Source organism: Actinomycetota bacterium (assembly GCA_013152275.1).
Taxonomy (GTDB): domain Bacteria; phylum Actinomycetota; class Acidimicrobiia; order Spongiisociales; family UBA4744; genus BMS3Bbin01.
On sequence record JAADGS010000040.1, the window covers coordinates 23201 to 36694 of the forward strand.

At 65.0% G+C, this 13494-nt stretch carries 14 protein-coding genes; 1 reads left to right on the forward strand and 13 read right to left on the reverse strand.

The features are described from left to right. Positions 1–9: 9 nt before the first annotated feature. The 11 genes from hemG to GXP34_07580 form a co-directional block, all read right to left on the reverse strand. A complete protein-coding gene (gene hemG, locus GXP34_07530; protein NOY55822.1) occupies positions 10–1326 on the reverse strand; it encodes a protoporphyrinogen oxidase in 1317 nt (438 codons plus the stop codon). Then, the gene (hemH, locus tag GXP34_07535) at positions 1323–2282 is read right to left on the reverse strand and encodes a ferrochelatase (GenBank protein NOY55823.1); all 960 of its coding nucleotides are present in this window, start codon (positions 2280–2282) and stop codon (positions 1323–1325) included. The genes hemG and hemH overlap by 4 nt, the downstream gene beginning before the upstream one ends. Continuing rightward, a complete protein-coding gene (gene hemN, locus GXP34_07540) occupies positions 2279–3664 on the reverse strand; it encodes an oxygen-independent coproporphyrinogen III oxidase (protein ID NOY55824.1) in 1386 nt (461 codons plus the stop codon). Before hemN ends, hemH begins: the two co-directional genes overlap by 4 nt. Continuing rightward, positions 3661–4653 (reverse strand): uroporphyrinogen decarboxylase, encoded by a 993-nt coding sequence (hemE, locus tag GXP34_07545; protein NOY55825.1) that lies wholly within the window; start codon positions 4651–4653, stop codon positions 3661–3663. Before hemE ends, hemN begins: the two co-directional genes overlap by 4 nt. Next, complete coding sequence (gene hemL, locus GXP34_07550) at positions 4650–5918, reverse strand: glutamate-1-semialdehyde 2,1-aminomutase (GenBank protein NOY55826.1); 1269 nt, start codon at positions 5916–5918, stop codon at positions 4650–4652. Before hemL ends, hemE begins: the two co-directional genes overlap by 4 nt. After that, positions 5918–6895 carry a porphobilinogen synthase gene (hemB, locus tag GXP34_07555; protein NOY55827.1) on the reverse strand — a complete coding sequence of 326 codons (978 nt, stop codon included), beginning with the start codon at positions 6893–6895 and terminating at the stop codon, positions 5918–5920. Before hemB ends, hemL begins: the two co-directional genes overlap by 1 nt. After that, on the reverse strand, positions 6892–7569 hold the full coding sequence (locus GXP34_07560) for a hypothetical protein (protein ID NOY55828.1): 678 nt from the start codon (positions 7567–7569) through the stop codon (positions 6892–6894). Before GXP34_07560 ends, hemB begins: the two co-directional genes overlap by 4 nt. Continuing rightward, a complete protein-coding gene (gene hemC, locus GXP34_07565) occupies positions 7566–8426 on the reverse strand; it encodes a hydroxymethylbilane synthase (GenBank protein NOY55829.1) in 861 nt (286 codons plus the stop codon). The genes GXP34_07560 and hemC overlap by 4 nt, the downstream gene beginning before the upstream one ends. Beyond that, a complete protein-coding gene (locus GXP34_07570) occupies positions 8419–9612 on the reverse strand; it encodes a hypothetical protein (protein NOY55830.1) in 1194 nt (397 codons plus the stop codon). Before GXP34_07570 ends, hemC begins: the two co-directional genes overlap by 8 nt. A 140-nt stretch (positions 9613–9752) precedes the next feature. Next, positions 9753–10214 carry a GatB/YqeY domain-containing protein gene (locus GXP34_07575; GenBank protein NOY55831.1) on the reverse strand — a complete coding sequence of 154 codons (462 nt, stop codon included), beginning with the start codon at positions 10212–10214 and terminating at the stop codon, positions 9753–9755. Beyond that, positions 10211–10915, reverse strand: a complete 705-nt coding sequence (locus GXP34_07580; protein NOY55832.1) for a glycerophosphodiester phosphodiesterase — start codon at positions 10913–10915, stop codon at positions 10211–10213. The genes GXP34_07575 and GXP34_07580 overlap by 4 nt, the downstream gene beginning before the upstream one ends. A gap of 82 nt (positions 10916–10997) precedes the next feature. Between GXP34_07580 and GXP34_07585 the strand changes: the two genes are divergently transcribed. Further along, entirely contained in the window at positions 10998–11267 is a 270-nt protein-coding gene (locus GXP34_07585; protein NOY55833.1) for a WhiB family transcriptional regulator, read from the forward strand. 43 nt (positions 11268–11310) lie between these two features. On the opposite strand, the gene GXP34_07590 is transcribed toward GXP34_07585, so the two are convergent. Both GXP34_07590 and GXP34_07595 read right to left on the reverse strand, forming a co-directional pair. Further along, the gene (locus GXP34_07590) at positions 11311–11532 is read right to left on the reverse strand and encodes a DUF3107 family protein (protein NOY55834.1); all 222 of its coding nucleotides are present in this window, start codon (positions 11530–11532) and stop codon (positions 11311–11313) included. Beyond that, positions 11495–13494: hypothetical protein (locus GXP34_07595; GenBank protein NOY55835.1), on the reverse strand; the 2000-nt coding region annotated here is incomplete at its 5' end. The genes GXP34_07590 and GXP34_07595, both read right to left, overlap by 38 nt.

The window sequence follows — 13494 nt, forward strand, 5'->3', positions numbered from 1 at the left end:
AACGCCCGGTCACTCCCCTGACAGCACCGCGCCGAGCCGTACGGCGTCGGCCGCGAGCCCGGACAGGCCGATCCCCCGATATCCCCATCCGGCGACGTGGAGCCCCGGCAGACCCGACAACGCCGTATCCAGCTTGTCGAGCCATGCGACATGTCCCACGTCGTACTGCGGGATGCCCGGTTCCTGACGGATCACCCTGGTCCACGACGGCTTCATCTCGACACCGCACACCCGACCGGTCTCCTCGATGAACAGCGCAACGAGATCTTCGTCGGAGCGCTCCATCACGGCCGGGTCGGCGGCACCCCCGTAGATGCCTTTGGCGAGCGTGTGCAATGAGGGCGCCCGGCCCGGGGCGTACCGGGACTCGAACAGGATTCCCAGCGCGTGCACGTTGGCGTCCGGGCCGATGAGCACACCGAAACCCGACGGAACCGGCACATCTGCGGTCCGACCCGCGATCCAGACGACGACGACCGGTGCCGTCGTTCCCTCGGCAACGATGCCGGAAACCTCTGATGGAAGGAGACGTGCCGCGGCATGCGGGGGCACCGCAACGATGACCGTGTCTGCTCGCTCTTCGCCGGGACCGTGAACGGTCCAGCCTCCATCGTCCCGTTCGATCGAGGTGACCGGCCACTCGGATCGATACGCTCCACCGAGGTGTGCCGCAAGCGTCCTTGCCACACCGGCCATCCCCTCGGCTGCGACGTGCACGCTCGCCCTCGGACGCCCTTTCGGACGCTGCCTCATCCGGGCAATGCCGCCCCTGATCATGCTGCCGGCTTCATCCTCGAGCGCAACCATCTTCGGGAACGCGCCACGCATCGAAAGCCGGCTCGGATCTCCGGCGAAGACGCCATGGGCCATCAGCGTCGAGGCGAGGGCGCCAAGTTCGGGACCGAACCTCCGCTCGAAGAAACCGTGCATCGATTCGTCGCCGTCCGGCGGCGGGGTCTTGACCCACGGCTCACGAACGGCGCGCAGCTTGGCCTTCCACGAAACCAACGGTGCGAGCAGAAGAGCCGGGGATTCGGGGATCTCTATGAGTCTCCCCCGCGTGTAGACGTACCGATTCTTCGCGGCTTCTGCCGCAGGGACCATCTCGACTCCGGCGGTCTCGAGGATCGGAGAAAGCTCGGGGTTGGGAAGCAGCACCGAGCTTGCCGCCGGTTCCAGGACAAACCCATCCTCGATGACGGTGCGAGCAACGCCGCCCGGCTCGGAAGTGGCTTCCAGCACGGTAACGTCCATGCCCCGACGGCGCAGCTCCACGGCGGTGAACAGCCCTCCCAGGCCGCCACCGACGACAATGACGTTCTTCACAGCGAATCCTCCAGAATGCTTGCAAGCATCGGCCCCACCTCGGGCCGATCATTCATGACATCTGCACGGATGTACCGGCGAATCCCGGCCTCCTCCGCGATGTTCCGGAACAGCATGTCGGTCTCATAGAGCGTCTCGATGTGGTCGGACACGAACGAGATCGGCACGACGACGACGGTCGTGACCCCTTCGGCTCCCAGATCGCGAAGAACCTGGTCGGTACCCGGTCCGATCCAACGAACCGGACGGGTGCGCGACTGGTAACCGATCCTGGGATCGACCCGGTAGGCGAGACGTTGCACCACGCCGGCCACGGTCGCCGACGTCTCCTCCGGATACGGGTCGCCTCGATCGGCAACACGTTGCGGAAGGCCGTGTGCCGAGAAGAGCACGACAACACCGTCTCGCTCGCTCTCGGGAAGTCGCTCGATGGCCTCCGACACCAGTGCGGCCTGCACATCGAGATACACAGGGTGGTCGTACCAGGTTCGTATGACCTCCAAGGGAAGGTCGATATCCAGCTCCGTCATCACTCGGCGAAGTTCGGACTCGGACGAGCCGGTCGTGGCCGTCGAGTACTGGGGATAGAGGGGCAGGAGGACGAGGCGATCGACACCGGATCGAACGAGTTCCCGGACGGCGTCGTAGGTGTCGGGGCGCGTGTACCGCATGGCGACGGCCACGTCGATATCCCGGTCCCCGATGGCAGCTTCGAGAGATTTCGCCTGATGACGGGTGATCTCGAGAATGGGCGACCCGCCGCCGATGAGCCGGTAGTTCCTCCGGGCGAACGGCCCTCGGATCTTGGCCACCAGCCATCCGAACACCTTGCTCGTGGCGGGCCCGCCGGGAATCGGCACGAGGTCGGGGTCTTCGAAGATCGCACGAATGAACGGCTCCACCGAAGCCTGATCCCGCGGCCCCCCCATCTGGGCGAGCACGACACCGACCATCACACGGTCCTCGAGAACACGGGACGCTCGGAACTCCCGTGCAAGTATGCGTCGAACGTCATCGCCACGTTGCGAATGAACACGGATCCGAGTTCGGTGGCCTGTACGCCGGCCGCCGAAAGGGTCACCATCCCCTGGTCGACGAGCCCATCCGGAGCCGTGAGGGCGGCGAGTTCGGATGCGAAGTAGGTTTCGAAGACGATGTCGAATCGCCTCTCGACGTCATCGGCCCGAATGACATAGTTGCACATCAGCTCGGTGATCACATGGCGACGGATTCGATCGTCCTCGTTCAGGACGGTACCTCGCTCGATCGGGAGCACACCGTTGTCGATTGCCTCGTAGTAGGAGGCGAGTCGCTTGTGATTCTGCGCGTACGCTCCGGCGACGTCGGAGATCCCCGAGGAGCCGAGCGCCACCATCTCGGTACCACGTTTGGTCGTGTAGCCCATGAAGTTGCGAGACAGTGTCCCCTCGCGCTGCGCCACGGCCAGCTCGTCGTCGGGCAACGCGAAATGATCCATACCGATGGCCTGATAGCCACCACCGACCAGGCGATCCGAGACGAGGGAGAGCAGTGCGAACTTGAGGTCCCTGTCGGGAAGTAATGCGGGGTCGATCCGTTTCTGGTTCGGTCTCACCCACGGGACATAGGCAAACGAGTACACGGCGAGCCGATCGGGTCGCAGCTCGAGGATCCCCTCCAGCGTCTTGGAATAGGTCGCCTCCGTCTGACCGGGCAGACCGTAGATGAGGTCTACGTTGATGGACTCATACCCGAGCTCTCGCGCCGACAGGTGGAGGCTTTGCGTCTGCTCCCACGTCTGGTGACGCCCGATCATGTCCTGCACCCGCGGGTCGAGGTCCTGGACACCAAGCGAGATCCGATTGAAGCCGAGGCCGCGCAGGACTTCCAGATGCGCTCTCGACGTCACCCTCGGGTCGACCTCCAGAGCGACCTCCGCCGCCGGATCCAACTCGAACCGATCGAGGAGCCCCCGGTGCAGCCGCTCGAGATCCTCGGGCGTGTAGTAGGTGGGCGTGCCACCGCCCCACTGGTACTGAACCAATCTGCGCCGTTCACCGAGCCGTTCAGCGACGACGCTTGCCTCATCGAGCACCCTGCCAAGGTAGGCATCGGCCACGGACTTCCTCCGGGCGACGACGACATGGCACCCGCAAAACGAACAGCGGGCCTCGCAGAACGGCAGATGCACGTACAGCGACAGCGGCCCGGTGGCGTCGCGAGCGGCGGCCTCGAGATGCGATCCGTACTCGGCAGGACCGAAGTCGGTGGAGAACTCCACGGCGGTCGGATAGGACGTGTATCGAGGGCCGGGCTTGTCGTAGCGTGCCAGGAGTTCCGGGGTCAGTGAAACACTCATGCCACTCCCCGAACTGCTTCGATCATCGCCTCGACGTTCCCGACGGGGGTCGTACGGTGAATCCCGTGTCCCAGGTTGAACACGTGACCAGGTCGCCCGCCAACGGCGTCCAGGATCTCGGTGACCGCGGATCGGACGGTGGCGGGGTCGGTGAGCAGGACGGCCGGATCGAGGTTCCCCTGTATCGCGGCGGTGGAGCCGATATGGTTCCACGCTTCGTCGATCGGAACTCGCCAGTCGACCCCGTAGCCCGTGGCGCCGACTCCGGAGAACAGATCCAGATTGTGCGCCGCGTGGGGTGCGAAGTAGATCGTCGGCACTCCCAGGTCGGCGAGCGCCAGCCTCGCCGCCGGAACGGCGAAGCGGGCGAAGCGGCTCCGCGACAGGACCCCGGCCCACGAGTCGAACATCTGGACCACGTGCGCACCTGCCGAAACCTGCATACGAAGGTACGCATTCATCGCCCTGCCGAGACCGGCCAGGGCACGCTCGGATACTTCCGGTCTCTGCTCGAGGGCCGAACGCATGCCGAGGAAGTCCCTGCTGCCCTGACCTTCGATCAGATAGGCGAGCAGCGTCACCGGACCTCCCGCGAACCCGATGATCGCCGTGGTGTCGTCGAGACCTGCACGGGCCCGCGAGATCGCCTCACCGACGAAGTCGACGGCGCCGATGTCGAGCTCCCCGAGTTCAGCGACTTCCTCGATACCGTGCGGTCGGAGTTTCGGCCCGGGATCGAATGTTGCATCGACACCCATTCCCTCGAGGGGAGTCATGATGTCGGAGAACACGATGGCCGCGTCCAGGGAGAACCTGCGCACCGGCTGCATGGTGATCTCGGCGGCGATGTCCGGATCGTGCACGGCTTGCTGGAAGCCGAATCGGCTTCGCAGCTCCCGGTATTCGGGGAGGTAGCGACCGGCCTGGCGCATGAACCAGACAGGAGGCCGGTCGAGTGGCTCGCGAGCCAACGCGTCGAGCAGTCTCACGCACCCGCCTCCTCGATGGCTTCCTCGAAGACCGTGAGCGCTTCGTCGAGCGGACCGTCCAGATGTGCCTCCATCAGGAACCACGCCTCGAACGCCGACGGTGGGATGAGAACGCCGCGACGCAGCGCAGCATGAAAGAAGCGGTTGAAGAGATCGGTGTCGATGCCCACCACGTCATCCCACGTCTCGACGTGCTCCACACCGAGGAACACGCCGATCATGCCGCCGACATGGTGCACGGTTGCACTCATACCCGCTCTCCTTGCAGCCGCCTCGACACGGTTCGCAACGCGTGATCCCGCCTCGTCGAAATGCTCGTACAACTCGGGATGGTCGCGAAGGTAGCGCAGGGTGACAAGACCGGCGGCGGTGGCAAGCGGGTTCCCGGCAAGGGTCCCCGCCTGATAGACGGGGCCGTCGGGAGCGATCATCCGCATCAGGTCCGCGCGCCCTCCATAGGCCGCAGCCGGAGCGCCGCCCGCCATCACCTTGCCCAGGGTCGTCAGGTCCGGCATGACCCCGTACAGGCCCTGGGCAGACGTGGGTCCGACACGAAACCCGGTCATGACCTCATCGAAGATCAGGAGGGCACCGTGGCGATCGCACAGGGAGCGAAGACCTTCGAGGAACCCGGGAACAGGCGGGATGCACCCCATGTTGCCGGCAACCGGCTCGACGATCACCGTCGCCACGGTGTCGTCCAACAACGCCTCCACAGACGCCAGGTCGTTGTAACGGGCGACCCTGGTGTCACCGGCGGTGCCCGGAGGAACACCGGGGCTGCTGGGAGTACCGAAGGTTGCCAGGCCGCTGCCGGCCTTGACCAGGAACGGATCGGCGTGGCCGTGATACCCACCTTCGAACTTCACGATGACGGAACGTCCCGTTGCCGCCCTCGCCAGGCGAACCGCCGAGGCGGTCGCCTCGGTTCCGCTGTTGACCATCCGGACGATTTCGACCGACGGCACCATGTCGACGATCAGCTCGGCGAGTTCGACCTCGCCAGGAGTGGGAACTCCGAACGACGTACCGGCGGCCGCGGCATCCTGGACGGCGCGAACGACGTCGGCTCGGGCATGGCCGAGGATCAATGCTCCCCACGACGCGATGAAGTCGATCAGTTGCTCACCATCGGTCGTGCGGATGCGAGCACCATCTCCTTCGAGGATGAACGGAGGGGTTCCACCGACGGCACCGAATGCCCGCACCGGTGAGTTGACGCCGCCCGGCATGACTGCCCTGGCCCGATCCCACAGCGTGCCCATCATTGCTCCTGGAGCATCCGTGCGGCATCGAGCGCGAAGTAGGTGAGGATGACATCTGCGCCCGCCCTGGCAATCCCGACGAGCGATTCGAGCATCACCCTGTCCCGGTCGAGCCATCCGTTGGCTCCTGCCGCCTCGATCATGGAGAACTCACCGGACACCTGATACGCGGCCATCGGAAGGTCGATTCGGTCTCGCAGGTCGCGGATGATGTCCTGGTACGGCCCGGCAGGCTTGACCATCACCATGTCGGCTCCTTCTTCCACGTCCAGAGCAGCCTCTCGACGTGCCTCTCTCGCGTTGCGCGGATCCATCTGGTAGGAGCGCCGGTCTCCGAATGCCGGGGTTGAATGTGCCGCATCCCTGAACGGACCGTAGAAGGCGGACGCATACTTGACCGCGTACGAGCAGATGGCGATGTCGGAGTGTCCTGCCTGGTCGAGTGCCGAACGGATCGCCCCGACCCTGCCGTCCATCATGTCGGAGGGCGCGATGACATCCGCACCGGCGTCCGCGTAGGCGAGCGCTGCTTTCGAGAGCAGGGGAAGGGCGGCATCGTTGTCGACCTCTTCGCCGCGCAACGGCCCACAGTGGCCGTGGCTGGTGTACTCGCAAAGGCACACGTCGGCCCACGTGACCAGGTCGGGAACGGCCGAGCTCACCGCTTCGATAGCTTGCGGAACGGGTCCTCGAGGATCCCATGCAGATGAACCGAGATCGTCCTTGGTGTCGGGGATACCGAAGAACATCATGCCTCCCACACCGGCATCTGCAGCCTCATGTGCGAGGTCCACGATCTTGTCGACCGAACGCTGTGCGTGGCCGGGCATCGAGCGGATAGGCCGCTCGATCCCGCTTCCGGGCACGACGAACACGGGAAGCACGAATCGGGCAGGATCGAGCCTCGTCTCTGCCACCGTTTCTCGAAGCTTCGAAGTGCGTCGAAGGCGTCGAGGACGGACAATCGGGAAACTCATATGTGTACCTCCAAACGGGCCGAGAGGGCCTGCGCCAACAGATCGAACCGTGGGACCTCCGGCATGACGTCGACCGTACCGCCCAGACTCTCGACCTGCCCGGCCGTACGCGAACCGATGGCGCCCACGACCGGCCCCGCCAGCGAACGAGCCAGCACCCATCCTCGCACCGCCGATGGGGAACCGAAGGCGACGGCGTCGACCGAATCGCCCTGCGGCGGGATCGGAACGGTGCGATACACCGGTGCTGCGTCGAGGTTCCCAACCTTCGACGCCAAGAGGCGGAGCGTCTCGGGGTCCGTTCCCTGCGCGTGCGGGAAGACGACCCACCGGCCGGGAGCGTCGATCTCTGCCGCGAGAGCCAGGCCGGTCGAACTGCCCACGAGCGACACCCGACCGCCTCGTTCCGTGACGGCCGCCGCGGTTGCAGAACCGACCGCCGCGACCGGAGCTGCCGGAGCGTGCTCACCCCAGAGGAGGTTCAAGGCCGTCACCGAGGTGAGCACGACGAGATCGGCGCGCTCGGCCTTCCGTCGCATCTCGTCGATCACACGCGCCGGAACCGCCTCGATACGAACACAGGGCAGCCGGACCGGTCGCAGCCCTGCGGCGGTGAAGATGGCCTCGACCCTCGGTGAGCGTTCGGCGGCGGTGGTGATGCCGATCCTGTTCACAGGCGAAGTTCCTTCCGTGCCGCGGCGACGACTGCGGCGGGATCCTCGCCGTGAACGGTGACGCGGCGCGGTCCGAGCTCGTCGTCGACGAACGCCACCAAGGAGAGCCCATGTTTGCTGCGCGATGCGAGCGCGCCGAGAGCCGACCGACACCCCGCCCCGGTGGCCGAGAGCAGAAGGCGCTCTGTCTCGACCAGCAGTCTCAACCTCGGATCGTCGATGGCCGCCACGACATCGCGAGCCGGCCCATCGGCGAGGGTCTCGATGGCAAGGACACCTTGGCCGGGAGCCGGCGTCATCTCGTCGACGATGAACCGTTGAGCGATCTCGTCGATCAGTCCGAGCCGCTCCAGACCGGCCTCGGCGAGTATCACTGCCGCGACCTCGCCATCGTGGACTCGCCGGACCCGGGTTGGGACGTTGCCGCGCGGTTCCACCGTTCGCAGGTCGGGTCGAAGAGCGAGGAGCTGTGCTATTCGCCGAGGACTGCCCGTCCCGACGATCGCCCCCTCTTCGAGACGATCGAGCGAAGCGCCGACGAGCACGTCGTACGGACTGCGGCGCTCGGGATAGGCTGCAACGACGAGTCCGTCCGGCCGGTCTGTGGGCAGGTCTTTGAGCGAGTGCACCGCGAGATCTGCCCGACCGTCGAGAACCGCCGCCTGGACCGACCGCACGAACGCCCCCATCTCGGTCAGCGCCGTCACCGGAGAGACCCGGTCACGATCTCCTGCCGACTCGACGATGACCAGACGTGTCTCGATTCCGCGTGCCACCGCCCGCAACATCGATGCGACGGCATACGCCTGCGCCACCGCGAGGTCGGACGCTCTCGTCGCGATTCGGATCTCACGCATCCTTGGCACCGAAGATCTCCGCGAGGAGTTCGGCCGCCTCTGCTCCTCGCGTACCCGCACCGAGATAGGACAGTGGACGGTGCAAGACACGGTGCGCAACCGTTTCGGCAAGCTGCTTGACCAAGGCGTCGGACAACCCCTCCGCCGCCTGGATCTTTGGAGCGAACCGTTCGACCTCTTCGGCCACCGTGGCATCCGCCTCGGCGAGAATGGCTGCGATCACCGGGCCTGCAACATGCCGATTCTCGAGACGCGCCCAGTTCTGGCGAGCGGCATCCGCCACCAGCGCTTCGAGGTCGGCCGACACCTGCTCCGTTCGCGCCCGTTCCGCGAGGGCATCGAGATTCACATATGTGAGCTTCTGCATGTCCTCTGCAGGAGAAAAGTCGGGAGGCATCGCGAGGTCGATCAGCAGCAGGGCGTCGGTTCTCTGCTCGAGTGCCCGTGCCAGGACCTCCTGCCCGAAGAGCTCCCGTTTCGCCGCAGTTGCGGAGATGACCACCGGCATCGTGGCCAACGCTTCCGGAGCATGTTCGATATGGAGAACGTGGTCCGACTCGAACCGGACTTCGTTCGGCCTGCGCGCATACACCGTCACGAGGGGAGCCTCGGCGGCCCTGCCCCGAAGCGCCTCCGTTGCAGCCCGGGCCATCGCCCCTGCACCAAACACCGCGACTTCCCCCTTACCGTCTACGAGCTTGGCTGCGATGAGCGCAAGGGACCCCGCCGCGGTGTCGGGAAGGACTCTGCGAGCGCTGCGACCGGCTCCGACCGCGCTCTCGAGCAGCTTGCCCAGACTCCCACCGATCACACCGGCGGTGCGGCCCAGGTCGATCGCGTGACGGAACTGGGCAAGAACCTCCGGCTCACCGACAACCGGCGAGTCGAGCCCGGCTGCCACCCGATACAGATGCAGCAGTACGTCATGATCGTTGCGACGGACGCCCGAGGTGGGAAGGGTCAGGTCCGAATAGAGGATCTCGGCGACCCTGTCCAGGGCGGCATCACACCCGACACTGACGATCTCGACACGCAAACACGTCGATAGGACGAACGCGTCGATCCCGGCCTCGCTGACCCGTCGATAGGCGGCGGTGAGGGCGTCATCTGCGAGTGCGAGCTTGGCGCGATCCACCGATGAGGTGTGAGGATGCGCAAATGTCAGCGAGCTGATCCGAAAGGCCATCTACTCCAAACCCGGGCGTTCCGCAGGAAGCTACAGGGAGATCACGTCGACAGCGAGTCGATTCGAATCCGACACGGTGACGGATGCACGCTCATCTGCAGCCCGATCCTCGATGCGTCATCTCCACTCGAGGGAACGGCTCACTCCGAACCGAGTTCCTTTCGCACGAGTCTGCCGACCAGCGCCCCATCGAGTTCGTCGCGGTGCGACTTCATCAGATGACCGATCACCCGTCCGGCAGACTTCGGATCGTCGACACCGAGTTCGGCGATCGCCGCGCGCACGAGGGCAACCGTTTCGATCTCCGACAGCGTCTTCGGAAGCCAGCGGGAGAGGTATTCGACTTCGAAGCCGAGCTTCTCGGCCATCGCCGATCCTCGTTCCCCCAGGCCGGCGTACTCGTCGCGAGCCTTGCTCATCTTCTTCACGTACGACGCGATCACCTGCGCATACAGTGCGTCGTCCGCCTCTCCCTCGAAGCCGGGGGCAGTGATCCTGCGAGCAACCTCCGTCTCGATCTGCCGGACGACATCACGTCTCCACACGTCACGCGCCAGCATCGCCTCTCTCAGCTCCGACGCAAGTTCCGCCTTGATGCTCATGTGTGTCTCCTCAGTGTTCGTCGAATCCTGCCAGGATCGTCACTGACGATCGTCGACACTCCGGCTTCGGCAAGCGCGATGGCACGATCTTCCTCATTCACCGTCCATGCCACGATGTCGAGTCCCTGCTCGAGCACCGATTCGATCACCGACTCTCCTTCGAGCAACGACCAGTGCGGTGCGACCACCTGGTGCCCGGATGCAGCTGCCCGACCTACCGCCGCCTCCAGAGAACCGTCCGGCTCGACCAAGAGTCCGGTTCGGAGACCCGGATACGCCGACCGGATCGCATCCATCGTGGGCCAGTGAAACGACGTGACCACATCCTGCGGACGGGCGAGACCGGCAACAGACAGCGGGAATGTGAAGTCCGGGTCGAAATCGGGGTCTTTCGGGTCGTTCTTGATCTCGATATCCAGGGGGAAGTCGCCGATCAGGTCCAACAGATGCTCGAATCGGGCCGGACGATGTCCCCCTCCGACATCGACGGTCTCGAGTATCCCCCACGGAGTCTCGATGATGACATGTCCGTCGAGTACGGCATCGTGCGAGAGCACGATCACTCCGTCCGAGGTCCGTCGCGTATCCAGTTCCACGAGATCGCAGACGTCTCGAGCCGCGAGGATCCCCGCCAGCGTGTTGTCGGGATACTCGACCCGAAGACCGCGATGCCCACCGACCAAAATTCTAGATAAATCCATGTCATTATCCCTTGCCGAAGCCCAAGACCAGAGTTAGGGTTCTTGTGAATTACATCACAATCCTTGTTCAAGGAGTTTCGACTTGCTCACCGTAACCACCGAATGGCGTCAGCTCGCCGCCTGCCGGGACTCTGAGCCGGCGCTGTTCTTTCCCGTCGGTTCCACCGGAACGGCTATCGATGCCATCGCCGAAGCAAAGACCATCTGCACCCTGTGCTCCGTGAAGGAGGACTGCCTGCAGTACGCGCTCCGATCCAATCAGGAATCCGGAGTCTGGGGCGGATACGCCGAAGACGAACGGCGCCGCCTCCGCAAGCGCTGGCTTGCAGAACGCAGGCGCCGGGCCAGCTGACCCGACCATCCACGACACGGGCCGGCGGAAGCGCCGGCCTTTGTCATGTTCCGAATCCGACATTGACCCTGTGCTCTGGTTCCAACTCGACGAAACTGATCTTCGAGACCGGGATCCCCACCCGCTTGCCATCGATGGCATCCACCCAGATGAGCGCATCGCTGTTGAAGTGGGCTGCCTCCAACATCGCGACAAACGCATCGGCGTCATCGATATCCAGCTCGACTTCACGAGACGTGTCGGCGATTCCTATTCGAACGCGCATTGTCGGTGTCCTCCTTGAGCGGCGCGGCCATCGTACCGGAAGCAACCTGGATCGGGATCGGATCTCCTCGAGCGATCAACATTCCTCTCCCCGCTATCGTGGATGGTGTCAGATGGACACGCCAGAGATCCTCATCCCGGTGGTCCGGCCGTAGAGCAAGTCCCTGCGCGTCGGCGACGATGCGACGCAGCCAGTGTCCATACTCCAGATGATCCGCCTTCGCCGCAGCAACCAGGTGCACTCCTGCCGGCACCTGGAGCGGATCCAGCTCGATTCGATCCGCATCATCGATGAGACACACCCTCGGAACGGCACCAGGATCGGCCAGAAAGGCGAGAAGGTCGTCCGTTCGCTCACCCCCAGCCTCGTCGAGGTCACCCACGATCGTCACAGGGAGCTTCCCCCGAGCCGATGCGGCGACTGCTCTCAGGGCCGTTGTCTTTCCGGCGCCTCTTCCCCCGGTGACGACGGCATGACGACTCCGCTCCAGTCGAAACCCCGCAGGTTGAAGCACCGCTTTCCCTCCTCTTCCGATGGGGATGAACCAAATGCCATTCTCGACATGTGCGGCGCTCTCGAACTCGGAGAGGGGGACGCTGTCAGGAAGCGCGTCGATCGCCACCGGCCGAACGACGGGAGCGGCACCGGTCGAGAAGGCAGGTTCCGCGATGCGCACGAGCCTGCCCGAAGCGACTCGCAGCGCAGCGCCCGCCGACGGTGGGTTGACTCGGTCCAGCCCCAGCGCGGCGTACTCGTACGGGTCCACGAGTTTGAAGGCGAAACGCTCGGGAAACGCTGCCAGCAGACTCCCCGATATCGCTCCGACGTGCCGAACCGATATCCCCGTGAAGACCCCGACGGCCGGCCCGTCGCCCACGATGCGGGCAAACGCATCCCCAGAGGGTGCCCCTTCGGCAAGCAACAGGATCGGTGGTCCGCCGAGACGGCTCCTGCGGCGATGCTCCACCTCCTCGATCAGGTGACAAAACAGACGATCGGTCCGCTCACTCTCGGCGGAAGAGACGATGTTTCCCACCTGAGGCATGCGCTCGAGACGTCGCAGATGTCCGTCCTCGACGCCCACGGCATGAACGTGCGCTTCCGGATAACGCAGGCACACGGCGGTGGCGAGCGCCGCGAGCGCCTTCGTGGACCCGCTCTCGGGTGTTCCGACGAAGAACACGTTGGTCGATTCCCACCACAGGACTTGTCGGGAACGGACGTCGTCGACGAGTCCGAATGGTGCCGCCCAGGGAGTGTCCGGCCTTGGCGTCTCCCCCAGTTCGTGCACCACAACCCTCTCGGGGAGCCCGGGAGACCACACACCTGGAGGCGTGGGTTCTTCTTCCTCGATCGCGGCCGCCCGGATCACGCGGACGAGTTTCTCCAGATCGCTCTCCTCGGCGACCATGCGTTGCCACCGTATCGGTTCCCCCATTCGAAACGGCGCCGTTCTCACCTTTGCGTCACCGGCGTACGTCGTGGCGAGTGCAGACTGGAATTGGACGAGTTCTCCCGGTCCGAGCCTGAGTAGTCCTCGTCCTGGAGTATGGCGACTGATTCGGGCTGCGTCGGTTGCGCCGACGACATCCTCCGAATCGGCTGGATCGTGTACGCGCAGTGCGATGCGCAGAGCCGTGTTGGCGCGGATTCGGTTGCTGATGATCCCGGCAGGGCGCTGCGTGGCGAGCAGGAGGTGCATCCCGAGACTGCGTCCGCGCCGTGCGATGTCGATCAGCCCGTCGAGCGCCTCCGGCGCCTGCTCCGCGAGCGCGGCGAACTCGTCGATGATCACCAGCAGGTGTGGGATCGGTGGATCGCCCCGGTAGGTGCCGAGGTCCTCGGCCCCGAACGCTCGAAGTCTCTCCTCTCTGTCTCGCAGTTCGGCTTCGAGTGCTTCCAGAGCGCGATGGGCACTCGTTTCGTCCAGGTCGGTGAGTGCACCGACGACATGAGGCAGAC

Bases quoted from the DNA above. Each gene is read 5' to 3' on its own strand.
- hemN (NOY55824.1), bottom strand. From the start codon at position 3,664: ATGAGTGTTTCACTGACCCCGGAACTCCTGGCACGCTACGACAAGCCC.
- hemL (NOY55826.1), bottom strand. From the start codon at position 5,918: ATGGGCACGCTGTGGGATCGGGCCAGGGCAGTCATGCCGGGCGGCGTC.
- hemB (NOY55827.1), bottom strand. From the start codon at position 6,895: ATGAGTTTCCCGATTGTCCGTCCTCGACGCCTTCGACGCACTTCGAAG.
- hemC (NOY55829.1), bottom strand. From the start codon at position 8,426: ATGCGTGAGATCCGAATCGCGACGAGAGCGTCCGACCTCGCGGTGGCG.
- GXP34_07570 (NOY55830.1), bottom strand. From the start codon at position 9,612: ATGGCCTTTCGGATCAGCTCGCTGACATTTGCGCATCCTCACACCTCA.
- GXP34_07575 (NOY55831.1), bottom strand. From the start codon at position 10,214: ATGAGCATCAAGGCGGAACTTGCGTCGGAGCTGAGAGAGGCGATGCTG.
- GXP34_07580 (NOY55832.1), bottom strand. From the start codon at position 10,915: ATGGATTTATCTAGAATTTTGGTCGGTGGGCATCGCGGTCTTCGGGTC.
- GXP34_07590 (NOY55834.1), bottom strand. From the start codon at position 11,532: ATGCGCGTTCGAATAGGAATCGCCGACACGTCTCGTGAAGTCGAGCTG.